This window comes from Lactobacillus sp. ESL0684 (assembly GCF_029392675.1).
Classification (GTDB): domain Bacteria; phylum Bacillota; class Bacilli; order Lactobacillales; family Lactobacillaceae; genus Lactobacillus.
In genome coordinates this window covers 502,577-527,817 of record NZ_CP113941.1, presented here as the reverse complement: position 1 = coordinate 527,817, position 25,241 = coordinate 502,577, and the positions used below count along the sequence as shown (strand labels likewise).

Genomic DNA, 25,241 nt, shown 5'->3' with positions numbered 1-25,241 from the left:
CCGAAAAATCAGTATTAGATATAATTTACAATATTTTATTCTGCAGCTTCATCTTTTGAATCGGCAACAGCCTTAACAGCACATGCGAAGTCGCGCACAGGAGCTTGTAATACAGAAACAAGCATTGATAGCAAGCCTTCACGACCAGGGATAGCAGCGAGTTCCTTGATTTCTTCTTTAGAAGTCAACTTACCCTCAAGCATACCACCTTTAATCTCGATCACATCAATGTCATCTTCATATTTTGAAACAATACGAGCAGGTTCAGTTACGTCATCAGCATTATCTGTATAAATAACAGCAGTTGGACCAACAAAAGTATCATCAAGACCTTCGATACCAGCTTTAGCAGCAGCACGTCTTAGATAAGTATTCTTGATAACTTTCATCTTAACATCGTTATCACGAAGTTCCTTACGCATATTAGTAACTTCTTCAACTGACATCCCTAGGTAATTAATTACCAAGATAGCCTTTGCACTCTTAAGTTCTTCAGCAAACGCGTCAACGTATTCAGCCTTTGCAGCAATAGCAGCTTTACTCAATTAGATTCACCTCCACAAATTCATTAATAAATCCTAATAAGGCCAAAAACTCCATGCCAAGCAAGACATGGAGTTTCTCAAAAAAGTCTTCATTATCTTCCGGCCTCGGCGGGAAATTAAGGCGTTATGCCACCCGAGTCTTAGGTAGAATTTACTTTGATTAGTATAACAGTAACAGCTTTCCAACGCAAATTTTTTATTCAATCTTTGGCTCGGCTAATTCAAATAATTCACCTGAAGTTTTGTAAATAACCCAGCTGGCCAAATTAACAATATGATCACTAATCCGTTCTAGCAATCTGATAATCACAAAATAACTAGCGGAGGCTACCGCCACATTGGTATCTTGTTCAACACCATCAATAATAACTTTTCGTGCTTCTTGATAATCATTCATTACTGTTTCGCGGTCAGACAACATTTTGCGGGCCGTCTTCTCATCCTCTTGGACATAGGCAGTCAATACCTGAATTAGCATTTTGCGAACTTGGTGGGTCATTTTCGAAATAATATCTTCTACCGCTTCAATTCGCGGATTACCCTTAACGCGAATCGTTTCCAGCGCGATGCTAAGTGCATTTTCGCCAATTCGCTCTAAGTCAGTTGTTGCTTTTAAAATGCTAATCACAACTCGAAAATCAGTTGCCACTGGTTGCTGTAATGCCATTAGATCAAGTGATTTCTTTTCAATTCTGATGGCTTCTTTAGGGACAACATCAGCTTCAGTAATCATTTTTTGGGCTGATTTTTTGTCATGATCGACAAACGACCTGGTCCCCTGATCGATCAAATCATTAACTAAAACTCCCATTTCCATAAATTGCGTATTTAATTTTTTCAATTCATCTAAAAATATCTCGTGCACTTTGCTACCTCAAACTTTCTATCCAAAACGTCCATTTAGATAATTACTGGTGATTTCTTTTTTTGGTGCCAAAAACATTTCCTGAGTGGAACCTGCTTCAATCAAATCACCATTCATCAAAAAGGCAACTTGATCAGAAATACGACTGGCTTGTTGTAAATTGTGGGTCACCATGATAAAGGTATAATCTTGCTTTAGGCCAAGCAATGTCTCTTCAATTTCGGCACTTGAAATTGGATCTAGCGCTGAAGTTGGTTCATCAAGTAAAACCACTTCTGGTCTAATTGCTAGCGCACGAGCAATACAAATTCGCTGTTGTTGTCCACCAGAAAAATCCTGAGCATTGCGTTGTAAATTGTCCTTAGTTTCATCCCAAATAGCTGCTTGCTTAAGACTCTCCGTTACTCGTTCTTCAATAACGTCTTTATCTTTAATTCCAGCAATTTTTAGCCCATAAGCTACATTATCAAATACTGAGAATGGAAATGGCGTTGGCTGCTGAAACACCATCCCTACTTTTTTACGTAATACAACTAAATCCAGCCTAGATTGATAGATATCTTGATCTTCTAGCAGAACGTTGCCAGTAATCTTAATGCCTTCAATATCATCATTCATCCGGTTCAAACAACGTAAAAGAGTAGATTTACCACAACCAGATGGACCAATTAAGGCAGTCAATTTTTGCTTGGGAAAAGCCAAGTCAATCCCATGCAGAGCTTCAAAGCTACCATAGCTTAACTTGACATCCCTGACTTCCATAATGTTTGTCATAATTTTGCTCCTTTAGCCAAAACTCCCCTGAATATATTGCTCAGTAATTTCACCTTGAGGGTTAGTAAAGATATTAGTTGTCGTATCATATTCAAGTGCTCGTCCTAAATGAAAAAAGACAGTATAATCGCTAATTCGTGACGCTTGCTGCATATTGTGCGTTACCATGATCATCGTGTACTTACTCCGCAATTGCTTAAGAGTATCTTCAAGTTTAGCTGTGGAAACTGGATCTAATGCACTTGCGGGCTCATCAAGTAATAAAATTTCAGGCTTTAGTGCTAATGCCCTCGCAATACACAAGCGCTGCTGTTGTCCACCCGACAGAGCTAAAGCACTTTGATCAAGTTTATCTTTAACTTCATCCCATAGCGCTGCTGCCCTAAGGCTTTCTTCAACTGTTTGCTCAAGTTTAGCTTTGTTTTGAGAGCCATTGGCTTTTAGAGCATAAGTAATATTTTCCCTAATTGACTTAGGAAAGGGGTTTGGTTTTTGAAAAACCATCCCGATCGCTTTGCGTAGCTCATAAACGTTAATCTTTTTTTGATTTACATCCAAATCATGAAACATGATTTGACCATCAACTGTCGCCACTCGGTCATTCATCCGATTAAGAGACCGTAAAAAAGTCGATTTTCCTGAACCAGAAGCACCAATTAAAGCGGTAATCGTATTCTTTTTAAAGCCCAAACTAACATCAAACAACTTTTGATTAGTCCCGCCATAACGAACACTTAAGTCCTTGGTGGTAATCGCACAATCTTGCTGCTTAAAAGTCTTAATGTAAGCCTGATTTTGCATATTTTCCATAAAAACTCCTTACTTTGCCTTAGCCGCTGTTAACCGCTTATATAGCCAGTTACCTAAAGCACGTGCACCAAAGTTAAAAATGATGACTACGATGATTAACAAAGCAGAAGTCGCTGCCGAAACCACATTAACATCAGGAACAATTCCCTCAGTATTTACTTTCCAGATATGAACTGCCAACGTTTCAGCTGGACGCATCACATTAAGAAAGCTCGTTGGACTAAAGATATTCCAATTAGCATAATCGATTGTAGACCCACTTTGACCAGCCGTATATATCAAGGCAGCTGCTTCACCAAAAACTCTTCCAGCACTCAAGATAACCCCGGTAATTATTCCAGGTAAAGCTGCTGGCAAGACAATCCCGCGAATCGTTTTCCAATTAGATAAACCTAACGCCCAGCCCGCTTCACGCTGAGCTTGTGGCACACCATTAATCGCCTGTTCAATATTGCTAGTCAAAATCGGCAAATTAAAAAAAGTTAATGCAAGAGCACCAGCAATAATCGAAAAGCCGAGTCCAAACTGAACGACAAAAACTAAGTAGCCAAATAATCCAACAACAATTGATGGTAGCGAACTTAGAATCTCGATTGTCGTACGAATTAACCTGGTTAGCCAAGTATCTGCCGCATATTCAGCCAAATAAATTGCTGCCCCTAAGGCAATGGGTAACGAAATTAATAAGGTTAAGACTAATAGATATAGTGAGTTAAACAATTGATCCCGAATCCCGCCGCCTGCTTCAAACGACGATGATGCCTTAGTCAAGAAGTCCCATGACAAATGTGGCACACCCGACAATAAAATATTACCAATAATTCCAATTAATAATAGAATTACTAACCCAACTAAGAAATAAATAACACCAGTCGCTATACGATCGTTCCTTTTTGAATTCATTTAATGTTAGCTCCTCTTTCCAATCAAGCGTACCAAGAAGTTGAAAAATAACGACATTGCTAATAACAGCAACGCTAGTGACCAAAGAGCATTGTTAGGTAAAGTTCCCATAACCGTATTCCCCATTTGGCTAGTCAATTGACTAGTTAACGTGGCTGATGGACTAACTAGGTTAGCCGGCATTAGCACTGCGTTCCCAATTACCATTTGAACAGCCAAGGCTTCACCAAAGGCACGCGCCATTCCAAAAATAATTGCAGTCAAAATTCGTGAACGCGCAGCTCGCAGCACCACATGATAAATTGTCTGCCATCTAGTTGCCCCTAAAGCTGCTGATGACTTGCGTAATTCTTTAGGGACAGCTTTAAAGGCATCAACAGTTAGTGAAGTAATTGTTGGTAATACCATAACAAATAAAATTAAAGTTGCGGCTAAAATACCAAAACCAGTACCACCAAAGATAGTTCTAATCGCTGGTACTACTACAGTTAATCCCAAAAAGCCATAAACTACTGACGGAATACCAACTAACAGCTCCATTACCGACTGTAACAAACTAGATCTTTTTCCTAATTCAAATTCTGTCATAAATAAGGCAACAGCAATCGCAAAGGGGGTAGCGATTAGTGCAGCCAGCAAAGTGACGGCAAACGACGTAACAATCATCGCGCCAGCACCAACATGACTACTGCCAGCACTGGGATTCCATTCGCTTGAAAATAAAAAGTGCCCAATATTTACTTTGTCACTAGTAAAAGTTGCCAGGCCATGCATCCCGACAAAGCCAATAATCGCAATGATCAAAATACCAATTAAAATTATCGCCAAGAAAGTCAGCCCTTTACCCCAGCGTTCCTGACGAGTTTCCTTTGAAGCTTTAGTTAACTTCGCAACATCTACATTTTGTGGAGCTGTCTTTTTAAATTTAACATGCGGCACCTTTTGCTCAGCAATCGCTTGTTCAACAACTTCCTGTAAGTCCTGCTTATTTTTGCTCATGTGGATCACCTATTTTTGTAATTTTATTTTTGCTATCACGTGATACTTTCATTTCATGAATACTCAAGTAACCAGTCTTAGGAACCAAATTTTTCTGGACTTTTTCACTTAGCACATAGTCAATAAACGCAGCAGTTGACTTACTTGGTTTACCCTTAGTATACATATGCTCATACGCCCAAAGCGGCCACTTATTAGTCAAAATATTATGATTTACTGGCTTAACTTGATTAATACTTAATTTTTGAATATGTGAATCATTAGCATAAGGAAAAGAAATGTATGAGATCGTCCCTGGAGTAGAACTGACAATCTTTTTGACTGTCCCATTAGAGTCTTGCTCTTGTGAATTAATTGCCTCTTTACCTTGCAAAATTAAATCTTCAAAAATTGTCCTAGTACCACTACCACGAGAACGATTAATGACAATGATTGGCAAATTCTTGCCACCCACTTGCCGCCAATTAGTGATTTTACCAGTGAAAATTCGCATTAAATTTTTAGCCGACAAATTGCTAACACCAACATCCTTATTGGCAATTGGAACTATCCCTACTACCGCAATTTGATGATCAACTAACTTCCGAGCATTAATTCCCGGTTGTGTTTCGGCGAATACATCAGCGGTACCAATTTCAACAGCACCAGCCTGAACTTGACTTAGTCCGGTTCCTGAGCCGCCGCCTTGTACGACAATGTTACTACTTAGATGAGCAAGATGATAATCATTACCTGCCTGTTCGACTAGTGGCTGAACGCTACTAGCACCAACAACCGTAATTTTGGCTTGATCTTTACTACATCCCACTAATAAAAGTGGAACAAACAAAATCAAGGTTAATAAACTGCCCAAGTTATTTTTACGCATTGTAATCCCTCAATTAGATATTAAAATTCTACCCTAGTTTACCAAAACTTAACCGAATGACCAATCATAATTGTCGAAATTGAGTAAAAAAAAGCAATCTGTTAAAAATAACAAATTGCTTTTTTACTTTTTAATTAACTTAATTATTCTAAGTTTAGTGGATCAAGCTTAATCCCTGGGCCAAAGGTTGCAGCAACGGCTACTCCCTTAATGTATTGACCTTTAGCAGCTGATGGACGAGCACGTAAAATAACATCACGCAATGCGTTAAAGTTTTCAATTAATTGTTCGTCAGTAAATGAAACTTTACCAATAGCTGCGTGAATAGCGGCTTGACGGTCAACGCGGTATTCAACCTGACCGGCCTTAACGTTCTTAACAGCCTTTTCAATGTCCATAGTAACTGTACCAGTCTTCGGGTTCGGCATTAAACCTTTAGGTCCCAATACTCTACCCAAACGTCCTACTTTAGCCATCATCATTGGTGTTGCAACAACAACATCAAAGTCTAAGTAGCCATTTTGAACTTTTTCAACTAAGTCATCTGAACCGACTTCATCAGCACCGGCAGCCTTGGCTTCTTCAGCTTGTGGACCTTCAGCAAAGACTACTACTTTTTGGGTCTTACCAGTACCGTTAGGCAACACAAGTGAACCACGGATTTGTTGGTCAGCTTGCTTTGGATCAACACTCAAGTCGTATGAGACCTCTACTGAAGCATCGAAGTTTGCATATGAAGTTTCTTTAACTAACTTCATTGCTTCGGCAATTGAATATAATTTCTTTGAATCTACTTTTTTAGCAGCTTCTGAATACTTTTTACCATGCTTTGGCATGTGATTTCCTCCTTAATATGTGGTCAAACAAACATTTCAGTTCTCCCACCTAAATTGTTATAAATAACAGGATTAGTCTGCGACTTCGATACCCATGCTTCTAGCAGTACCTTCGATCATCCGCATAGCAGCTTCAACATCTGCAGCGTTGAGATCCTTCATCTTAGTTTCGGCTATTTCCTTAACTTGGTCCTTGGTTACCTTACCAACTTTCTTGGTATTTGGTTCACCTGAAGCCTTTTCAAGGTTAGCAGCTTGCTTCAAAAGCACTGGAGCTGGTGGAGTCTTAGTAATGAATTCGAATGAACGATCTTCATAAACTGTGATGACTACAGGAATAATCATGCCCTTTTGGTCAGCTGTTCTAGCATTGAAGTCCTTAGTAAAACCAACAATGTTAATCCCCGCTTGACCTAAAGCAGGACCAACTGGAGGTGCAGGTGTTGCAGCACCAGCTGGGATTTGTAATTTGACAACATTAATAACTTTCTTTGCCACGGTCAAAACCTCCTTGATTCCGTGATGTGGTGAAAATGGAGAGGTAACTTACTTCTCCTCCCACAGTAATAAAAGTACTTAAGTATTTTAGCATTAACTACAGATAATTGCAATTTTAACTAACAAGCTAGTCAATCTTTTTAACTTGCTCATAATCAAGTTCAGTCGTAGTTTCTCGACCAAACATATCTACTGAAACAAATAATTTATACTTATCAGGCTGAATTTCTGTAATCTTGCCTTCAACACCATTAAAGGCACCATCGATAATCGTGACTGTCTCGCCCACTTCAAAATCAATTTGAGCTCTTTTGGCCGGTTCACCTTGCTGGCGCAATAAGCGATTGACTTCTTCTTCAAGTAGCGGTGAAGGCTTAGAACCACCACCGTGAGAGCCGACAAACCCAGTAACATTAGGTGTGTTACGAACTACAAACCAACTTTCATCAGTCATTACCATTTCCACCAAAACATACCCTGGAAAAATCTTCTCTTCGACTTGTTTTTTCTTATCTTTAACCGTTTCAATCTTTTCTTGTTCCGGTACCATTACTCGAAAAATATAATCTTGCATTCCCATGGTTTGCGCACGTGATAACAGGTCGGACTTAACCTTATCTTCATAACCTGAATAAGTATGCAATACAAACCATTGCTTTTTCGTTGTTTCAACCATTACTTAACTCTCTTTTCTATTTTGACCAACAAAAAAAGCCTCTACGTAAGAGGTTTTTCTAACTGGAACTAGTATAACATACATAGGAAAATATTGCTATTACATCACTATCTGTGTCAGACTGCTAAATAACAAATCCAATGCACCTAAATATACCGCAAACAAGATTGAAGTACCAACCACAATTGCAGTATCATGGCGATTTTGCTTAGCTGTTGGCCAAGTTACCAATTTCATCTCATGTCCAACACTCTTTAAAAATTTAATCACTACCGCTTACCTCGTTTCCTTATGCAGAGTTTTTTTACCACAATGCTTACAAAATTTATTGAGCTCAAGCCGCTGTGTGCGATTCTTACTGGTGGTAATTGAATAGTTACGCGAGCCGCAAACGCTGCAAGCCAAAGATGCTTTTTTCACTACCATAATCTCACTTCCAAACTATTGTAGTTTATCAAAAAAATCAAGCTGGAGCAATTAATTTAATGATTAGCTTACTTTTTTAATTGTTCATCAGCAAAGGCAATAATTTCTTGATCACTTTTTTGCAATAGTGGCAACATGGCGGTTTCTGCTGCCACACTGTCATTGCCAGCCTGCTCCATAAAATAATTCCATAAAAAGCTTCTCATTGTTTCAGTATCGCTACTATTATCAAAGACTTGGTTCATTGGTTGATCCAAAATACTATTTTGACTGGTTTCTCTAGTCATTTACGACTCTCCTTATCATGCACAAGCAAAAATTATTTTAGATAATTTATTTAGTTACACGACTATCAAGCATCTGGTACAGCAACACCCCAGTTGCCACACTAGCGTTAAGTGACTGGACATGTCCACGCATTGGCAGAGTCAGCATTTGATCCATTTGCTCTTTTAGCAATCTGGAGATACCCTTACCTTCATTACCAATCACCAGCACTGTCTTACCATTAGCATCCCATTGCCGATAATCTGTTCCTTGCATATCAGTGCCAAAAAGCCAATAACCACGCTTTTTTAGCATTTGACTAGTCTGGACTAAGTTATTGACCCTGGCAACTGGTACATAATCAATTGCCCCAGTCGATGTCTTGGCAACCACCGAAGTTAATCCAGTAGCGTGACGCTTAGGAATAATAATCCCATCAACTCCAGTAGCATCTGCTGAACGCAAAATCGAACCCAAATTATGCGGATCTTCAATTGAATCAAGCATTAATAAAAAGGGACGCTTATCCTCGTCTTCAAATTGATTTAGCAATTCATCTAAGTCTGCATATTCAAAGCTAGCAATAGTCAAGACCAAACCTTGATGATTACCACCTTGCACTAACCGATCTAGCTTATTCTTAGGCACAGTTTGCACTACGATGCCCTTTGGTTTAGCCAAGGAAAACACTTCGTTAGCAAAACTTTCCTGAACGCCCTCTTGTAAAAACACCTTATTAATCCGCTGCGCTGATTGAGTCTTTAAAAAATCTAAACCTGCATGTTTACCAAATACAAAATCTTGCTCAGTTGAAGTCATATTGCTCAATTCCACCTTCCTCTACTGTCTTAATGCACCACGAAGTTAATTCCGCAATGCGCGCTTCCTGTCCTAATAGTTCTAAATAACCCCAAACGGCTTCAAACCCAGTTGACATCTGATAGGTAGCCAAACTAGTATTTTTAGCCTTGGTATGACTTTTAGCATTGCGTCCGCGGCGATATGTAGCTAATTCATCTGCTGTTAGCAAATCATCAGCTTGTAATTTAGTAATTAAAGCTGCTTGGGCTTTAGCTGAAACATAGTAGGTTGCCTCACGTTGCAAAACCTGGGGCTTAACAATTCCGCCTTTAATTAAGTGCTGTCTAATTCTAATTTCATAAACTGCATCACCCAAATAAGCCAAAGTTTGACCATTTAACGTATCTGGATTGACTTGCTCTTCTGTTAATTTTTTAATTTTAGTCACGACTCCACCTCGTTCCTTGAGCAGTATCTTGAATAGTTATTCCCATTTGCTTTAATTGGTCACGGATCTGGTCGCTTAATGCCCAGTCTTTATTCTGTCTTGCTTGCTCGCGCTTAGCAATTAATTCAGCAACTTGTTTGTCATCATCAGCTTCCTTGGCAATTAAATTTGACGTATCAATTCCAAAAATTGCTAACCAAGTGGTTAATGCTTGTTGTACTTGTTTTAAGACTGGTTTATCCACCTCAGCTTCACTAAGATGTGCATTAATTATTGGTAAAAAATCATAAATTGCCGCTAGAGCATTTTGCACATTAAAGTCATCGTTCATTGCGGAATCAAATTTTTGTTTAGTCTCAGCTAAAGCTTGTTCAAGTTGCTTTGCTGGTTGGCTTGACGTATTATCAGTTAATCGATAAGCCAAATTAGTCAAGGTGTTCTTAAAGCGCTGCAAGATAATCTGTGCCTGCTCTAAATTTTTAGCCGAATAATTAATCTGCTTGCGATACTGCACGCTAGCCATAAAGAAGCGCAACACCTGTGCATCAACATCTTGCAGTAAGTCATGAACAGTCACAAAATTATGCAGTGACTTAGACATTTTTTCTTGCTGATTACCCACCGTTACAAAGCCATTATGGAGCCAATAGTGGACAAATTGCTTGCCAGTTGCAGCTTCACTTTGAGCGATCTCATTTTCATGATGTGGAAATTCCAAGTCTTGACCACCACCATGGATATCAATGGTTTCACCCAAATATTTAGTAGCCATAACAGAGCATTCCACATGCCAACCGGGACGGCCCAAGCCCCAAGGAGAATTCCACGCAATTTCATCAGGAGCTTTTTGTGCTTTCCACAAGGCAAAGTCAATTGGGTCTTCCTTACGCTCTTGCTCACGGACATTAGTGTGTTGCGAAGCGCCTTCTTCAAGCTCTGCAATATTTTGACTACTTAGTTGACCATAATTTTCAAATTTTTTGGTACGATAATAAACGTCACCATGACTTTCATATGCATATCCTTTAGCAATTAACTTCTGAATAAAGGCAATAATCGCTGGTATTTCTTCAGTTGCACGCGGATGCAAAGTTGCTGGCTCAACATTTAGTGCTTTAGTATCAGCTAAATAAGCCGCAATATAACGCTCAGCTAGCTTAGGTACCGTCGTTTCTTCAGTTTGTGCTTCATTAATCATCTTATCATCAACATCAGTAAAATTTGAAACATAATTCACCTGATAGCCCTGATATTCAAAATAACGTCTAATAGTGTCAAAAGCAACAACACTGCGGGCATTGCCAATATGAATGTAATTGTAGACAGTCGGGCCACAAACATACATCGAAATTTGCCCCGGTTTAATTGGCTTAAATTCTTCTTTTTGCTTGGTCAAAGTATTATAAATCTTCATGGCCAGTTTGCCTCTTCCTTAAATATAACTATTTCCTATTTTAGCAGAATTATGGTTTGCAAACACTATTGGACAATAAAATTAACCACAAAAATAGCAATGCTGCTCCTTAGCGACATTGCTATTATAAAAAATTATTGGAAATATGCTCTTGTGTAGTCGTCTTCACCAACTGGATGGCGCAAGACACCCTTTAGTTTAGGATTAACAAGGTGGCTTTCAACCATTTGATATAGTGGAATAACTGGCATAGTTTGGTTTAATTGCTGCTGCATCTGGCGTAATTTTGACCAATAAACTTTTGGTTCACTGGCAAGACTAGCAGCATGGTAAAGTTTATCAAATTTTTGATTATGGTATTTACCCTTATTTTGCGGATTACTGCTACTCAAAATATCCATAAAACTAATTGGATCAGAATAATCAGCAAGCCACAATGTTTGTCCCAATGAGAACTTACCATTACTAGTTTCACTAGATACCGCCTTTTCAGGTATATTGCGGATTTCTACCTTAACTTTAGGTAAATGCTTCTCAAGCGAATCTTGCAAAAATTGTGCAACATTCTTAGTAATCGTTTGATCATCACCTAGTAGTTCTAAATTAACTGTCTTACTTAAATGGCTTTCTTTTAGCCCTGCTTGCCAAAGCTTTTTAGCCTTAGCAACATTGTATTTGTCCTTAGGTGTGGTTTCTGTAGCGAAATCCTTGTTACTAGTAGGATCATTAGCCAAATCTTTAGCAGTATAAGTATAAGCTGGCAGTGAACCATCTGCCAACACATTTTTAGTTAGCGCCTTGCGATCTAGCACTAGGCTAATTGCCTGACGCATCTTTTGATTAGTTAAAGGTTGCCCACCGCGCAAGTTAACCCGCAAATAATAATTGCCGGCTTTACGTTCATGGACAATATTTTTGTCGCCTTGCAATTCTTTTGCTGTCACACCAGTAATGGTTGCATCATCTAACTTGTTACGTTCAAATAATTCATGTGCAGTATTAGCATCCTTAACAACTAAATACTTTAAACTAGTTAAATGCACTTTTTTCTTAGCATAGTAATATTTGTTTGGCTTTAATACCCAACTATCATTTGACCCATCCCACTTAGTAACCTTAAAGGCACCATTATAATAGAGATACTTTGACTTGGTACCATACTTAGTTTTAAATTTCCTTAAAGCCGTGCGATTCTCTGGGAAAAACGCTGGCATCACCATCATCTTATCAAAATATGGCATTGGGTGTTCCAATTGTACTCGTAAAGTATGATCATCAAGTGCAGACACTCCCAAGCTGCTAACAGGTTTCTTGCCAGCAGTAATGTCATCGGCATTCTTTACTCCAGAAAAAATATAATTGTAGCCTGATTTGGACTTAGGTGAAACTGACCGCCGCCAAGAAGCAACGAAATCCTTAGCACTAACTGGCTCACCGTTACTCCATTTTGCATCTTTGCGTAAATTAAAAGTGTAGGTTAAGCCATGATTAGTTGGTTTAACTACTTTAGTTGCCATTGCAGGAGCTGGCTCGTGCTGACTATTTGCTTTATAAAGCCCCTCCATTGAATTCTCTAAGGTATTCCAAGTTGGCAAATCTGCATGTTCAGAAGTATCTAGTGATAATAAATCACTAGTCTGCATTAATGTCAGCTTTTGAGCAGGCTTAGCACTAGTACTTGATTGCTGTTCATGTCCACAACCAGCTAATAAAACTGCTGAACTAGCTAGTAATGTCAATAAAAATTTATACTTCATCAGTTAATTCTCCTCAAAATCGGTCCGTTTCTACATCTGTTAAAAATTCTCCTAAAGTCTGGAAGAATGCCTTAGGATTATCACTGCTGTGACAATGGCCACCATCAGGTGTCAATACTAAGCGCGAGTTTGGCATCTCTTGATGCATGCGCTGCGCAACAGCTAACGGCATTGTATCGTGATCGCCAAAGGTCAATAGCGTTTTATTAGTAATCTTGTGTGTATCGCTGCGGCGATCCCAATCTTTCAAGGTTCCAGTCATCACAAACTCATTATTTCCCTGGAAATAATTGTAAACTGGCGTGGCATTAGTCGATACGGTATGATGTCCAGCATTTTCTGGATGGCGCATAACATAAACTTGATAGAGCTTAGCAACCAATTCATTATATTTTGGATCGTCAAAACGATTTTCCGCTTCAACTTCTTTCATATAATTAACTTCAAACTCTGAAAACATTTCATCGCGCAAACGATTAATATTTGTAATGTACTCTGGAATATTGTCAATCATGCTCATAATTACTAGCCCTTTAAGATGTTGACCATATTTTAAGGCATACTCTTGGGCCAATAATCCACCCCATGAATGACCTAGTAAATAAAAATTATCCAAGCCCAGCTTTTGTCTGACTTCTTCTAATTCTGATAAATAATAATCGATGGTCAAATATTTTTGATTAGCTGGATCAGAAAAATCAGGTTGATCGGAATAAAATGAGCCTAGTTGGTCATACATTGAAACCTCAACGCCGTAATTAGCTAATTCATCACCAAAGTTTTCAAATTCCTCATGATTACTACCTGGTCCACCATGGACACATAATAATTTGATTTTGCCACTGCCCACAGTCCGGGTAAATAAATGAAATCCATTAGTTAATGTTACAATTTTGCTTCCTGTCATTTTGTTCTACTCCTTTATTTTTTTGATAAAAAAAGCGTCCTATTTAAGAATAAATCTTAAATAGGACGCTACTAGCGCGGTACCACCTAATTTTGCTTTTTAATAAAAAGCCTCTTTCCACAAACGGCAGACTAAGCTGCGATTTGCTGCGAAAATAACGGATGCATCCCGGCAATACTTACTAGTTTTCAGCTTGCAGCTCAAAAGTGATTTTCAGTTAGTAACAGTTACACCTGCTTGCACTAGACCAGGTTCGCTAAGCAATTATTACTTCTTACTTACTTTTTCTTTGCTTTTATTTTTTTATCATTTTTATTTAACGTAAATCATAAGGCTAATCTTTCTGCTTGTCAATTACTTTTTTTAAAAATAAATTGACAAGTCTTATTTTATTTTTATTTTTACGCTAAAGTGATATTAATCTAGAAGTAATGAAAAATTTTCCATAAATTATAAATATCGATTTTATCTTGTTTAGATAATTTGGACATAATAAAACTCTGAAATTGGATTGTCCTAATTTCGGAGTTCAGATCACTATCTTACTTAAGAGGAGATTTTATATTTCTACTACTTCTTAAAGAAAGAAAAACGCCACTTAGGTGTTTCTTTTTGTAACATCAACTTGCCGTACACTCGGCAAAGATACCATAGGAAACCGCAAATCGTGACTAACAATAGCAACAAGGATACCAACACTTCCCACGAATTAACCTTGTCCGCAAACATTCTCACTGGCATCAGATATGATGAAAATAAAGGAACATACGACAAGATTTTAACCAAAATGTTTTGCGGCTGATTGATAAAAGTTATTGCTATTAAAAAACCGGCTATTGCTAACATTGATGCTGGTTGTGCAGCTTTAGCAGCATTATCACTGCTTTTGACCAATGCGCCAAAATAAGCTGATAAGACAGTATAGGCAACTACTCCCAGCACAATATACAACACGATTGAACCCGTAAAATTATGTAAAATTTCTCCTAAAACTGGCTGATTAGCAGCCAGCCAATTTTGGGTCGTCGGAATAGTTTGGGCAATGGCTAAAGCAGCTAAAGCCATTAAGACATAAGCAACTAGTTGTGTCACAATCATCAATAGTAAGGCAATAATTTTGCCGCAGACATACACTCCGGGCGTGGTACTCGAAAAGATCACTTCAATTATTTTATGACTTTTATCACCAGCTATTTCCTGGGTAATAATTGACGCATAAGTTAAAACAATCATATAAATAATAATCAAAACAACCATAATTGTAATATAACGTACATCATCATTATTACTAGAATTATTCAAACTAACAGTTTTTAAATTTGGTTGCACTTGCAAAGCCTGCAATTGTTGACTAGTTAGGTGCCCTTGACGAATATTCAGGCTACTTTGCAATTGAATTAAAGTTGCATTAATATCAGCTTTTTTAGGCGTATTGGCATTATCACCATGATAAAAAGTGGCCTCTAATTTGCCATGAGTATTAGTTAAAAGTAAGTAACCCTTAATTTGATCTTGCTTAACTGCTTTTTTTGCCGCAGCTTGCGTAGTAATTGATTGCTCAATCTTAACTTTACTTTGCGCAGCATAATTTTGCCGCAAATCTGCTTGTGAACTAATTACTGCTATTTTTGGTTTCGTCAATTCCCCACTGTTAACAGCTGCAAGATAGCCTGCACCAAGACTAACTGCTAACAGCAAAAATGGTCCTAAAACTAGTAACAAAAAACTCCAAGATTTAACTTGTCGGCCATAGGTTTCACTAATAATCGTCCATAATTTACGCATTAGCTGCACCAGCTTTCATGCGAAAAATTTCTGCTAGACTAGGCGGCTGCTGACTAAATTCTTCAATATAATTGCCATTAGTTAATTGCTTAAAAATTGCTGGTCCAAAAGTCTCATCACGTAACTTAAGTAAATACTGTCGCAAATTGCGTCGTATTACTTCATCAACTCCTTGAAGTTTTTGTAGCTGCTGCTCAGACCAATCTGTCGTAATAAATAAATTCACCTTGCCAAATTGGGCCCGCACCGACTGTGTGCTACCCGCTAAAACAATCTGTCCCAAATTAAACATTACTAACTTGTCACAGACAGCTTCAACGTTAGCCATATTGTGACTAGAAAAAATAATTGCTGCGCCATGTTGCTTAGCTGCTATAATTGCCGTTTTAAGTAATCCTGCATTAACTGGATCTAATCCACTAAATGGTTCATCTAAAATAATCAATTTTGGCTTATGAATTAAAGTGCAGATTAATTGCACTTTTTGTTGATTACCTTTAGACAATGACTTTATCTTAGTCTGTCTATTTCCCTTAACTTCAAAACGAGCTAACCACTGATCGATTAATTCATTACTAGCCTTGAAATCTTTCAACTTAGCCAAGTATGAAATTTGTCGTCCAACAGTCAAATTAGGCAACAAACTACGTTCTTCTGGCAAATAACCAATTTCATCAAACATCTGCGCCGTAATCGGCTGACCGTTCCAAGTAATACTCCCTTGAAACTTAATCAAACGTAAAATACTATGAAATAAGGTCGACTTACCTGCACCGTTTTTTCCAATTAGCCCCAGAATTTCTCCCGGTTTTACAGTAAAGCTAACCTGCTTGAGGGCCGCTATTTCGCCATAATTCTTACTAACCTGGTCAATTTTTAACATAATTTCCCCTTTAAAAAAATAAACTCCCACTTATAAATTCTTTACTTCAGATTATCCCATTCCTTTCTTGAAAGCCAATACATAATTAATGGCAAAATGACAAAACCAAAAATCATGGTTGCAACAGCAAACCAATTTACTCCGACAACTTGACCATTATCCACTATGCCAAATTGCACCCGCCAGTTATATTCAATTAACATAAAAATCACAATCAAAATTGAAAAAATTGGTGCAATTAAATCAGTCCAAATATTTTTGTGTGCAGCAATCGTCGGCTGCTTAGCACGTCCACGGTAAAATTGAATGACTGCTGCTGGCACAATGGCAAATTCCAAAAAACGCACAATCGAACCCAAGGTAACTAGATTAGTTAAATCATATTGAAACGCCATCGGAATTACTACTGCAATCACGGCCGAAATATAGAAAGCACGGCTAGGAAAGTTCCTCTTGGTTCTTTTAGTTAGTGTTTGTGATAACTGATGTTCTTTAGCCATTGCTTCTAAAAAACGTGGGGCACTAAAGCTATAAGCAAAGTTAATTCCCAGCATAGAAATAATTGCTCCACTCAAAATAATGCCACTTAAAAGCGGATTATCAAAAATTGCAGCAAGTGCCACTACCTGATTAGTCTTCATTAAAGCACTTGGATTTAAAATCATCGCAACTGCTAAGACGCCAATATAAATAACGGCAATTAAAATTACTGCTAATGGAATAGCTTTCGGCAAATTTTTTTCTGGATCGGCCATATCTTCTGCACCTGAAGCCACTGCTTCAAACCCAGAAAAAGCATATAAAGCTGAAACAACCGCCATCATAAAAGTGCTCAGTGTCACTGCCGGCACAATATTTTTGCCACCCTCTTTAATGCGATTAACTGCACTCAAATCAAAATTCGCACCAGATTTAAAAATTAGAAAGCCACCTGCAACAATGATGACCACTAAAGCTAGTGTTTTACAAATTGTCGATAAGTTCATAACATATTTAGTGATTTTTTGACCAAATAAATTAACTACCGTATCTAACAACATGATTAGCACTAAGCCAATGGTAATTAGCCAGCTATTATCTGCCTCACCGCCAAGTAAAGCAATAACCGCCTTAACAACACCAACTAGCCCTGTGCTCCAAACGGCATTATTAGCAAAGTAACAAGTAATTCCAATATAAAAGCCAAACTTATTACCAAAAGCTACTTTAGCATAAGCATAAGAAGCACCAGACTTATTAACATATTTAGAAGCAGCTGCAAACGGCAGTGCCAGAACTGCGGCAAAGACTGCTGCTAATAGATATACCCATAATGCTTTACTACCGACTTGCCTAACAACGGTACCGGGAGTTAAAAAAATCCCCGAACCAATAATTAAATTGATTGCCAAAAAGATAATTGCAATAAATCCTAACTTATCATTCTCCTGCTGCTTCATAATTTTCACCTCATGCTTAAAATCTTCAACTGAATTATCAACATTATATGGGAAAGCAGCAGATAAAGCTAGCAAAAAATAAAATTATTATTAGAACATTAAAAAAGCATTACTGCTTAATCACAATAATGCTTTCTCATTAATTTAAAGTCCATTCGCACTCATCTGTTGCAAAGTCAGATCAAGGTGCTCCATAACTCGTTTTTTACCTAATAATTCCATTGCTTCGCCAACACCAGGTCCAACCATTGATCTAGTAGTCGCAATCCGAATCGGCATAAATAACTTACGTCCTTTAACTCCAGTCTCTTTACGTGTTGCTTGCACAGCATTCATAATCTGTGTTGCGGTAAAACGCGGCAGTAATTCAAGCTGATGTTTAAACTCTTCAATAACTGGTCGCGCCTCATCTTGCCGGAACTCATCAAGTTCTTCAGCTGATAATTCTTTTGGAGAAGCAAAGAATATCTTCGCTAAATCCACGATTTGCTTAGTATATGACATTTGCACAGAATAAATATTGACTAATTGCCTTACCCATTCCAACTTTTCAGGTGTAGGGTCTGCTTCAACTAGCTCTGCCTCTTGCAGATTGTTCAGCGCCAGATCAAGCAATTGGTCACGATCAGCATGCTTGATGTATTGGTTATTAATCCATTCCAACTTCTTTTGGTCAAAGGCGGCTGGTGACTTAGATAAGCGATCAGGATCAAACTGTTTAATCAAATCCCGTTGATTAAAGATTTCACTTTCACCAGCAGGCGACCAGCCAAGCAAAGTAATGAAGTTAAACATGGCATCTGGCAAATAGCCTAAGTCGCGATATTGTTCAATGAACTGTAAGACAGATTCATCACGCTTAGATAGCTTTTTGCCAGTTTCGGCATTAATAATCAAAGTCATATGACCGAATTTCGGTGGTTCCCAACCAAACGCTTCATAAACAGCTAATTGCTTAGGAGTGTTAGAAACGTGGTCATCCCCGCGCAATACATGAGTAATTTGCATTAAATGATCGTCGATAACAACGGCAAAATTATAGGTTGGCATACCATCACGTTTTTGGATAACAAAATCGCCGCCAATTGTATCTGATTCAAAACTTAAGTGACCCTTGACAATATCTTCCCAAGCATAAGTTTCCATTTCGGGAATATGAATCCGTACAACTGGTTTTAAACCCTTAGCTGCTGCCGCATCTTGTGCCTGTTTAATTTCATCAGCAGTCATACCTTCATATTCATAAGTATAATGCGGTGCTACACCCATAGCCCGTTGTTCTTCGCGCTGCTCGTCTAATTCTTCAGAAGTCTTATAAGAATAATAAGCCTTACCTTCATCAAGCAATTGTTGCACATATTTTTGATAAAGATCTTTACGCTCAGATTGACGATAAGGACCGTAATCGCCACCCTTATCAGGACCCTCGTCCCAATCAATTCCCAGCCAATGTAAATTATCCATCTGAGAAGCGGCGCCACCCTCAACATTACGTTTTTGGTCGGTATCTTCAATTCTTAATACAAAAGTTCCCTTATTATGCCGCGCAAACAAATAGTTAAATAATGCTGTTCGCGCATTACCAATATGTAAGTGACCCGTTGGACTTGGGGCGTATCTTACCCGAATTTTTTGTTTTGCCAAAATACTTGCCTCTTTCAAAATAGTAAATTCAATGCTTTTAGTTTACCCGTTATGAGTCAAAAGTTCAATCTTTCCTAGCCTAAAACTAGCTTTAGTGCCTGTCTGATACTAGCAACTGGAATTACTTCAATCCCCAAGTTTTTCAAACCGGCTTGCATATTATGTTTAGGAATATAAATTCGCTTAAACCCTGTTTTAGCTGCTTCTTTAATCCGTGCTTCGATTTTATTAACCCGGCGAACTTCTCCAGTTAAGCCAACCTCACCAACAAAACAATCAGTAGGGGAAATCTCTTGATTTTTATAACTAGATGCAATCGCCATAATCACTGCCAGATCAACAGCAGGCTCATTTAACCGAATTCCACCAGTTGCCGTCAAATAGACGTCCTGATTCTGCAACATTAGGTTGCCACGCTTTTCCAGAACTGCCAAAAGCAAAGCAGCCCGATTATAATCGATACCAGAAGTCGTTCTCTTAGCGTAGCCAAAGGCTGTTGGCGTTACCAAAGCTTGAATTTCAGCAAGCAGCGGCCGCGTTCCTTCAAGTGAAACCACAATTGCCGAGCCAGTTGACTGCGGCAAGCGTTCATCGAGAAAAATTGCTGATGGATTGGTGACTTCTTGTAATCCCTCGTTAACCATCTCAAACATCCCAATTTCATTGGCAGCACCAAAGCGATTTTTAACAGAATGCAAGATTCGATAAGCATGGTGTTCATCACCTTCGAAATAAAGTACTGTATCCACCATATGTTCCAAAATCTTAGGCCCGGCAATTGTTCCTTCCTTAGTCACATGCCCAATGACAAAAACGGTAATAGCCTGCATCTTGGCAATTTTCATTAGTTCACTGGTCACTTCTCGAACTTGTGAGGCGGAACCAGTCATCGAATCAAGACTGGGCTCGTTCATCGTTTGAATAGAATCAATAATCACAAAATCCGGCTCAACCTCTGCAATTTGCTGGCGAATATCTTCCATGTCGGTTTCCGGATAGAGTAACATATCGCTAGCACCTAGGTCCAAGCGATTAGCTCGCAGTTTTATTTGACTTGCAGACTCTTCTCCTGAAACATATAAAACTTTATATGTTTTAGCTAGATCACTCATAATCTGGAGCATTAATGTGGACTTTCCAATTCCGGGATCCCCACCAATTAAGACTAAAGACCCTGGAACAATACCGCCTCCTAAGACACGATTCAATTCCTTAGAACTTGTCAAAATCCGTTCTTCTTTTTCCGCTTGAACACTATTTAATTTAACGGGATCATTAGTACCAGTCTTTTTAATTAACCGGCTAGGACTTCCCTTAGTAGAACGGTTAGCAACTGCTTCGCTTTCTTGTTCAAATTGGTTCCAAGCACCACAATTAGGACAACGTCCTAAATAACTTGCCGAAACATAGCCACAAGAACGACACTTATACTTAGTTTTTATTTTAGCCATTAATTCTCTTCCTTATTAGTTGAACCAAAACCATTCATCCGTTTACGGCTAACTGGTAAATCCTGATCAGTTTTTAAATAGTGAATAAAAATCCCCTGCCCGATTCGATCACCTTTACGGATTTGCAGCGGTCTAACACCATAATTAATTACCTGCATAAAGATTTCGCCCTCATTATTCGGATTATTGTAATAATCAGCATCAATTACCCCAATTCCGTTAGGCAAACTTAAATTTTTTTTCATTGTATTGGACGAACGATTGGCAAGTAGCAATACCTCGTCATCTGGCATATAAGCCTTAATTCCAGTCGGAATCAGCAACGGCTTTAACACATGATCAGCTAATTCATAATCTGGTTCGTATAATTGATGTCCATTTCTGATTAAGCGAAAAATCCGGACAAAGTTTAACCGCCAAATACTTGGCACTAATACGTCTTTAGCGGCCTCCAAGTCATAACCCGCACTAGCAATCGTCTGTCTTCTAGGAAGGTTAATATTTTTATTTTGATACTTAGAAACTCTTTCAAATCCACGTGTCTTAATCATACTTATCTCCTTATTATGCTCCAGACACTATTCTACAATAAATTACGCATTTTATTGTAAAATCTTCTATAATAAATACAGAAATAGCAAATTTATTCTTAAAAGGAACCATTTATGTTTAATCTTAACGATCCCCACCAATTTTTCGAATTTTACGACGATGACGACGTTTTAACTTGCCGCTGGACAATGGATAAGCTGCAGCGGCAAGACGGTGAAGTTTGGTTAATGAATCACCTTTTTATTAATCCACAAGTAGATAGTAATGAAATTTTAGCGGAAGAAATGCAATTTCTTTTAGAATTTGCTCAAGAAACAAAAACACCTATTTGGCCACTAGACCCCCTGGTAATTGACTATTTTAGTAAGCATGATGAATTTGCTGAATTTTGGTATCATAAACCAGCTGAAAAAAATTAATTTACAATTAATTAAGTTGATAGCTGCAGCTATAATAGGCTAAAATAGAATACATACCAATTTTCAAGGAGGAAAAATTTATGACTAAAGAAATTACTGAGCAAGCAATTGCCGAATTTACTAAAGATTTAGCAAACCATGCTGGCAGCAATATTGCTGCCAATGCCGCTCAAGAAAATGGCATTTACAAGGCCAGCCAAAATACTCAATCAAAGATTGATTTAGAACCAACTTTTTCAGTAGAAATTGCCACGGGCAAACCGGCTGATCAAAAGCAATCTGGACGTTGCTGGATGTTCTCAGCCTTAAACACCATGCGTCACCCAATGCAAAAAGAATACAAGATTAAGGATTTCGAATTATCCCAAAATTACACTAACTTCTGGGATAAATTTGAAAAGTCTAACTGGTTCTTTGAAAATGTAATTGCGTCTGCCAATCAACCTTTAGGCGATCGTAAAGTTGCCTTCTTATTTGCCACTCCACAACAAGACGGTGGTCAATGGGATATGCTCTGCGGCTTAATCGAAAAATACGGAATTGTCCCAAAATCAGTTTATCCAGAAACTGCTAACTCTAACAATTCTAGTGCCTTAAATGATACGCTAAACACGTTATTACGTAAGGACGGCTTAGAATTACGCGAACTAGTCAATGCTGGTAAAACAGACCAAGAAGTTGAAGACCGTAAAAATGAGATGTTAAATGATGTCTTTCGGATTTTGGCTATTTCATTGGGTGTGCCACCAACAAAATTTGATTTTGAATATCGCGACGATGACAATAATTATCACCGTGAAGCTGGAATTACGCCCAAAGCATTCTTTGACAAATATGTGGGCATGAATTTGGAAGACCACGTTTCAATTATCAATTCACCAACTGCTGATAAACCTTATCACCAAGTATTCTCAGTTGAATATCTAGGTAACATCGTTGACGGTCGCCAAGTCCGGCACCTTAATTTAGAAGTTGCTGAAATGAAAGACCTAATCATCAAGCAATTGCAATCAGGCGAAGTAGTTTGGTTCGGCTCTAATGTCGGTAAAGATTCAGAGCGCCAACTTGGTTTGCTTGATACTAAGATTTACCAACGCGATCAATTATTTGATATTGATCTGTCAATGTCTAAAGCAGACAAACTTGATTCTGGCGAAAGCATGATGGATCACGCCATGGTCATTACTGGGGTTGATTTAGTCGACGACAAACCAACTAAGTGGAAGATCGAAAACTCTTGGGGCGACAAACCTGGTTTTAAAGGTTACTTCGTGATGAGTGATGCTTGGTTTGATGACTTTGTTTATCAAGCAGTTATTAACAAGAAATTCTTGTCAGATAAAGTTAAGCAAGAATTTGACGAAGGCAGCAAGAACCCAACGCAATTATTGCCATGGGATCCAATGGGTGCTTTAGCTTTCAAATAATTTTACTAGAAAAAATAAGGTGTCTGGGAAAAAACTAGACCCTTAAAAGCAAAAAATCCGTTAGAACCTTTGCGTTCTAGCGGATTTTTCATATACATTCTAGCCTAACCTTGTTATTATTAAATTACTACAAAAAACAAAAAAGGTGGGCTTTTCATGTATCAAAATTATATCACAGGTCAAACTGCTTTAACACTCAACTTTGACTTTTCTATTCCTAAAAATCATCTTGCTCAGGTTATCAGTGATTTTGTCGACTCGATTCCTGCCGATGTGCTGCTGGAAGACAATTCAAATACTGGTCGACCTGCCTATCACCCAGCAATGATGCTCAAAATACTACTCTTTGCCTACTCTAGACGCGTTTTCTCTGGTAGAAAAATTGAGCGGATGCTCACAGAAAACCTCCCGATGATGGTCATAGCTAGTGGTAAACATATTTCATATCATACGATCAATAACTTTAGAGCTAGTAGCCATACCAATCAGCTGATTAAACAAGCTTTTGTCTATTTTACTAATCTTTTGCAAGCAGAAGGGTTGCTTAGAGAAGATGCCATCTTTATTGATGGGACCAAAATTGAAGCTGATGCTAACAAGTATACTTTCGTTTGGAAAAGAGCTGTCGAAAAGTTTCATACTAAGTTAAAGGCTAATGCAGTTGAGCTTTATGACGAATTGATTCAAAAAGAAGTAATCCAAGCGATTACTGAAGAAGAAGCACAAACTAGTCAGGGTCTGGCAATCATGGCAGAACAAACAGAAACTGCCATCAAGCAACTAGATGAAGCAATCGCGGCTGAGCCGAAAGTAATTCCTGGAGGTTCAACTAAAAAACGTCAAAGGCGAGGCCTTAAAAAAGTCTTGCATAAGTTGCGTAAGGATTTTATCCCCAGAGCAGAAAAGTATGAACAGGCGCAAGCAACTTTTGGTGAGCGTAATAGCTACTCAAAGACCAATCATGATGCCACTTTTATGCATATGAAAGAAGATCATATGAGGAATGGTCAGCTTAAACCCGGATATAATATTCAAGTGGCAACTACCAACCAATATGTAGTAGATTATGCACTTTACCCTAATCCAACAGACTTCAAGACTTTAGAACCTTTCTTAAAGCAAATGACAAATTTAGACAAGTTCCAGAACATCGTTGCCGATGCCGGCTATGGCAGCGAATATAATTATTCTATGCTTGAAAATGAGTATGAAGATAAACAATATTTTATTCCTTACAGCCTTTACGATAAGGAGCAGACTAGAAAGTACAAGAAAGATCCCACTAAGCTAGCTAATTGGACCTATAACGAACAAGCAGATTATTATCTTGACTGGCAAGGTGTGCAGTTCAATTTCAAACGTTATGGTAAGCGAAGGAATAAGAGTACGGGGTTAATCTCTGATCTAAAAATATATGAAGCAGATGAGTTTCAATTAACCGCTGAATTGACTGAGCTAGCCAAAACTAAGAGCGGACGCCAAAGGCAGGTGCAATACAACCCCAATTGGCAATATTTAAAGGCAAAAGCTAAACAAACTCTTCAAAGTAGCGAAGGCAGACGGATCTATGGCTGTAGAAAAACGGACGTAGAGCCAGTCTTTGGACATATGAAGAACGTTTTTGGTGTGCGCAGAACTCATTTGCGAGGGAAGAAAAAGGTCGAAACCGATGTAGGCTTGATGTTCATGATGATGAATTTGAGCAAATATTGGAGTAGAAGAGGTGGCGGAAAACTTCTTTTACAGGAAATAAGCAACAAAAAACAGATCAAGATTTTCTATTACGAAAACTTGGTCTGTTTTTAAGTCTGAAGAGTTAGTTTTTTCCCAGACACTTTTTATTTGCC

General features: G+C 38.3%; 27 protein-coding genes and 2 other annotated features. Of the genes, 3 read left to right on the top strand and 24 right to left on the bottom strand.

The genetic code is table 11. The features are described 5' to 3' along the window. Positions 1-35 precede the first annotated feature (35 nt). From rplJ to OZX56_RS02475, 24 genes are all read right to left on the bottom strand, one after another. Positions 36-545, bottom strand: coding sequence for a 50S ribosomal protein L10 (gene rplJ, locus OZX56_RS02590; protein WP_277126798.1), 510 nt, complete (start codon positions 543-545; stop codon positions 36-38). Between the two features lie 33 nt (positions 546-578). Then, positions 579-708: a sequence feature (ribosomal protein L10 leader region), on the bottom strand. A gap of 33 nt (positions 709-741) precedes the next feature. Next, on the bottom strand, positions 742-1,410 hold the full coding sequence (gene phoU / locus OZX56_RS02585; RefSeq protein ID WP_277140063.1) for a phosphate signaling complex protein PhoU: 669 nt from the start codon (positions 1,408-1,410) through the stop codon (positions 742-744). A gap of 18 nt (positions 1,411-1,428) precedes the next feature. After that, positions 1,429-2,184, bottom strand: a complete 756-nt coding sequence (gene pstB, locus OZX56_RS02580; RefSeq protein ID WP_277140062.1) for a phosphate ABC transporter ATP-binding protein PstB — start codon at positions 2,182-2,184, stop codon at positions 1,429-1,431. 12 nt (positions 2,185-2,196) lie between these two features. Continuing rightward, positions 2,197-2,994: a phosphate ABC transporter ATP-binding protein PstB gene (gene pstB / locus OZX56_RS02575; RefSeq protein ID WP_277140061.1), complete on the bottom strand. Its 798-nt coding sequence runs from the start codon at positions 2,992-2,994 to the stop codon at positions 2,197-2,199. Positions 2,995-3,003: 9 nt separating this feature from the next. Next, positions 3,004-3,897 (bottom strand): phosphate ABC transporter permease PstA, encoded by an 894-nt coding sequence (pstA, locus tag OZX56_RS02570; protein ID WP_277140060.1) that lies wholly within the window; start codon positions 3,895-3,897, stop codon positions 3,004-3,006. A 6-nt stretch (positions 3,898-3,903) separates the two neighbouring features. Continuing rightward, positions 3,904-4,896 (bottom strand): phosphate ABC transporter permease subunit PstC, encoded by a 993-nt coding sequence (pstC, locus tag OZX56_RS02565; protein WP_277140059.1) that lies wholly within the window; start codon positions 4,894-4,896, stop codon positions 3,904-3,906. Next, positions 4,883-5,764: a phosphate ABC transporter substrate-binding protein gene (locus tag OZX56_RS02560; RefSeq protein ID WP_277140058.1), complete on the bottom strand. Its 882-nt coding sequence runs from the start codon at positions 5,762-5,764 to the stop codon at positions 4,883-4,885. Before OZX56_RS02560 ends, pstC begins: the two co-directional genes overlap by 14 nt. A gap of 143 nt (positions 5,765-5,907) precedes the next feature. Further along, on the bottom strand, positions 5,908-6,600 hold the full coding sequence (rplA, locus tag OZX56_RS02555) for a 50S ribosomal protein L1 (protein WP_277126805.1): 693 nt from the start codon (positions 6,598-6,600) through the stop codon (positions 5,908-5,910). Between the two features lie 72 nt (positions 6,601-6,672). After that, on the bottom strand, positions 6,673-7,098 hold the full coding sequence (rplK, locus tag OZX56_RS02550; protein ID WP_277126806.1) for a 50S ribosomal protein L11: 426 nt from the start codon (positions 7,096-7,098) through the stop codon (positions 6,673-6,675). A gap of 127 nt (positions 7,099-7,225) precedes the next feature. Continuing rightward, the gene (gene nusG / locus OZX56_RS02545) at positions 7,226-7,774 is read right to left on the bottom strand and encodes a transcription termination/antitermination protein NusG (RefSeq protein ID WP_277140057.1); all 549 of its coding nucleotides are present in this window, start codon (positions 7,772-7,774) and stop codon (positions 7,226-7,228) included. 99 nt (positions 7,775-7,873) lie between these two features. Beyond that, on the bottom strand, positions 7,874-8,044 hold the full coding sequence (secE, locus tag OZX56_RS02540) for a preprotein translocase subunit SecE (protein ID WP_277126808.1): 171 nt from the start codon (positions 8,042-8,044) through the stop codon (positions 7,874-7,876). Positions 8,045-8,050: 6 nt separating this feature from the next. Beyond that, entirely contained in the window at positions 8,051-8,200 is a 150-nt protein-coding gene (rpmG, locus tag OZX56_RS02535) for a 50S ribosomal protein L33 (RefSeq protein WP_277126809.1), read from the bottom strand. A 68-nt stretch (positions 8,201-8,268) separates the two neighbouring features. Beyond that, positions 8,269-8,487, bottom strand: coding sequence for a hypothetical protein (locus OZX56_RS02530; protein WP_277140056.1), 219 nt, complete (start codon positions 8,485-8,487; stop codon positions 8,269-8,271). A gap of 46 nt (positions 8,488-8,533) precedes the next feature. Then, positions 8,534-9,286: a 23S rRNA (guanosine(2251)-2'-O)-methyltransferase RlmB gene (gene rlmB, locus OZX56_RS02525; RefSeq protein WP_277140342.1), complete on the bottom strand. Its 753-nt coding sequence runs from the start codon at positions 9,284-9,286 to the stop codon at positions 8,534-8,536. Continuing rightward, positions 9,273-9,716: a ribonuclease III domain-containing protein gene (locus tag OZX56_RS02520; RefSeq protein WP_277140055.1), complete on the bottom strand. Its 444-nt coding sequence runs from the start codon at positions 9,714-9,716 to the stop codon at positions 9,273-9,275. Before OZX56_RS02520 ends, rlmB begins: the two co-directional genes overlap by 14 nt. Continuing rightward, the gene (cysS, locus tag OZX56_RS02515) at positions 9,709-11,130 is read right to left on the bottom strand and encodes a cysteine--tRNA ligase (RefSeq protein WP_277140054.1); all 1,422 of its coding nucleotides are present in this window, start codon (positions 11,128-11,130) and stop codon (positions 9,709-9,711) included. Before cysS ends, OZX56_RS02520 begins: the two co-directional genes overlap by 8 nt. A gap of 134 nt (positions 11,131-11,264) precedes the next feature. Continuing rightward, positions 11,265-12,887 (bottom strand): peptide ABC transporter substrate-binding protein, encoded by a 1,623-nt coding sequence (locus OZX56_RS02510; protein ID WP_277140053.1) that lies wholly within the window; start codon positions 12,885-12,887, stop codon positions 11,265-11,267. 13 nt (positions 12,888-12,900) lie between these two features. After that, positions 12,901-13,794 carry a proline iminopeptidase-family hydrolase gene (locus OZX56_RS02505; protein WP_277140052.1) on the bottom strand — a complete coding sequence of 298 codons (894 nt, stop codon included), beginning with the start codon at positions 13,792-13,794 and terminating at the stop codon, positions 12,901-12,903. Positions 13,795-13,852: 58 nt separating this feature from the next. Beyond that, positions 13,853-14,093, bottom strand: a binding site (T-box leader). Between the two features lie 271 nt (positions 14,094-14,364). Further along, the gene (locus tag OZX56_RS02500) at positions 14,365-15,579 is read right to left on the bottom strand and encodes an ABC transporter permease (RefSeq protein WP_277140051.1); all 1,215 of its coding nucleotides are present in this window, start codon (positions 15,577-15,579) and stop codon (positions 14,365-14,367) included. Further along, a complete protein-coding gene (locus tag OZX56_RS02495; protein WP_277140050.1) occupies positions 15,572-16,462 on the bottom strand; it encodes an ATP-binding cassette domain-containing protein in 891 nt (296 codons plus the stop codon). Before OZX56_RS02495 ends, OZX56_RS02500 begins: the two co-directional genes overlap by 8 nt. A 41-nt stretch (positions 16,463-16,503) precedes the next feature. After that, entirely contained in the window at positions 16,504-17,901 is a 1,398-nt protein-coding gene (locus OZX56_RS02490; RefSeq protein WP_277140341.1) for an APC family permease, read from the bottom strand. A gap of 144 nt (positions 17,902-18,045) precedes the next feature. Then, a complete protein-coding gene (gltX, locus tag OZX56_RS02485; protein WP_277140049.1) occupies positions 18,046-19,545 on the bottom strand; it encodes a glutamate--tRNA ligase in 1,500 nt (499 codons plus the stop codon). A gap of 74 nt (positions 19,546-19,619) precedes the next feature. After that, positions 19,620-20,996 carry a DNA repair protein RadA gene (radA, locus tag OZX56_RS02480; protein ID WP_277140048.1) on the bottom strand — a complete coding sequence of 459 codons (1,377 nt, stop codon included), beginning with the start codon at positions 20,994-20,996 and terminating at the stop codon, positions 19,620-19,622. After that, a complete protein-coding gene (locus OZX56_RS02475) occupies positions 20,996-21,544 on the bottom strand; it encodes a dUTP diphosphatase (protein WP_277140340.1) in 549 nt (182 codons plus the stop codon). The genes radA and OZX56_RS02475 overlap by 1 nt, the downstream gene beginning before the upstream one ends. A 117-nt stretch (positions 21,545-21,661) precedes the next feature. Here OZX56_RS02475 and OZX56_RS02470 point away from each other — a divergent pair, with 117 nt between their 5' ends. The 3 genes from OZX56_RS02470 to OZX56_RS02460 all read left to right on the top strand — a co-directional run bounded on the left by OZX56_RS02470 (position 21,662) and on the right by OZX56_RS02460 (position 25,200). Beyond that, positions 21,662-21,967, top strand: a complete 306-nt coding sequence (locus tag OZX56_RS02470; protein ID WP_277140047.1) for a hypothetical protein — start codon at positions 21,662-21,664, stop codon at positions 21,965-21,967. An 80-nt stretch (positions 21,968-22,047) separates the two neighbouring features. Then, positions 22,048-23,394: an aminopeptidase C gene (gene pepC / locus OZX56_RS02465; protein ID WP_277140046.1), complete on the top strand. Its 1,347-nt coding sequence runs from the start codon at positions 22,048-22,050 to the stop codon at positions 23,392-23,394. A 156-nt stretch (positions 23,395-23,550) separates the two neighbouring features. Then, positions 23,551-25,200, top strand: a complete 1,650-nt coding sequence (locus OZX56_RS02460; protein WP_277140045.1) for an IS1182 family transposase — start codon at positions 23,551-23,553, stop codon at positions 25,198-25,200. Positions 25,201-25,241: the final 41 nt, after the last annotated feature.

Coding starts and splice junctions, on each gene's coding strand:
- pstC (WP_277140059.1), bottom strand. CDS start 4,896: ATGAGCAAAAATAAGCAGGACTTACAGGAAGTTGTTGAACAAGCGATT.
- OZX56_RS02470 (WP_277140047.1), top strand. CDS start 21,662: ATGTTTAATCTTAACGATCCCCACCAATTTTTCGAATTTTACGACGAT.
- OZX56_RS02510 (WP_277140053.1), bottom strand. CDS start 12,887: ATGAAGTATAAATTTTTATTGACATTACTAGCTAGTTCAGCAGTTTTA.
- OZX56_RS02460 (WP_277140045.1), top strand. CDS start 23,551: ATGTATCAAAATTATATCACAGGTCAAACTGCTTTAACACTCAACTTT.
- OZX56_RS02490 (WP_277140341.1), bottom strand. CDS start 17,901: ATGAAGCAGCAGGAGAATGATAAGTTAGGATTTATTGCAATTATCTTT.
- pepC (WP_277140046.1), top strand. CDS start 22,048: ATGACTAAAGAAATTACTGAGCAAGCAATTGCCGAATTTACTAAAGAT.
- OZX56_RS02505 (WP_277140052.1), bottom strand. CDS start 13,794: ATGACAGGAAGCAAAATTGTAACATTAACTAATGGATTTCATTTATTT.
- rlmB (WP_277140342.1), bottom strand. CDS start 9,286: ATGACTTCAACTGAGCAAGATTTTGTATTTGGTAAACATGCAGGTTTA.
- cysS (WP_277140054.1), bottom strand. CDS start 11,130: ATGAAGATTTATAATACTTTGACCAAGCAAAAAGAAGAATTTAAGCCA.
- pstA (WP_277140060.1), bottom strand. CDS start 3,897: ATGAATTCAAAAAGGAACGATCGTATAGCGACTGGTGTTATTTATTTC.
- pstB (WP_277140062.1), bottom strand. CDS start 2,184: ATGACAAACATTATGGAAGTCAGGGATGTCAAGTTAAGCTATGGTAGC.
- OZX56_RS02495 (WP_277140050.1), bottom strand. CDS start 16,462: ATGTTAAAAATTGACCAGGTTAGTAAGAATTATGGCGAAATAGCGGCC.
- rplA (WP_277126805.1), bottom strand. CDS start 6,600: ATGCCAAAGCATGGTAAAAAGTATTCAGAAGCTGCTAAAAAAGTAGAT.
- OZX56_RS02530 (WP_277140056.1), bottom strand. CDS start 8,487: ATGACTAGAGAAACCAGTCAAAATAGTATTTTGGATCAACCAATGAAC.
- OZX56_RS02560 (WP_277140058.1), bottom strand. CDS start 5,764: ATGCGTAAAAATAACTTGGGCAGTTTATTAACCTTGATTTTGTTTGTT.
- rpmG (WP_277126809.1), bottom strand. CDS start 8,200: ATGGTAGTGAAAAAAGCATCTTTGGCTTGCAGCGTTTGCGGCTCGCGT.
- pstB (WP_277140061.1), bottom strand. CDS start 2,994: ATGGAAAATATGCAAAATCAGGCTTACATTAAGACTTTTAAGCAGCAA.
- radA (WP_277140048.1), bottom strand. CDS start 20,996: ATGGCTAAAATAAAAACTAAGTATAAGTGTCGTTCTTGTGGCTATGTT.
- OZX56_RS02500 (WP_277140051.1), bottom strand. CDS start 15,579: ATGCGTAAATTATGGACGATTATTAGTGAAACCTATGGCCGACAAGTT.
- nusG (WP_277140057.1), bottom strand. CDS start 7,774: ATGGTTGAAACAACGAAAAAGCAATGGTTTGTATTGCATACTTATTCA.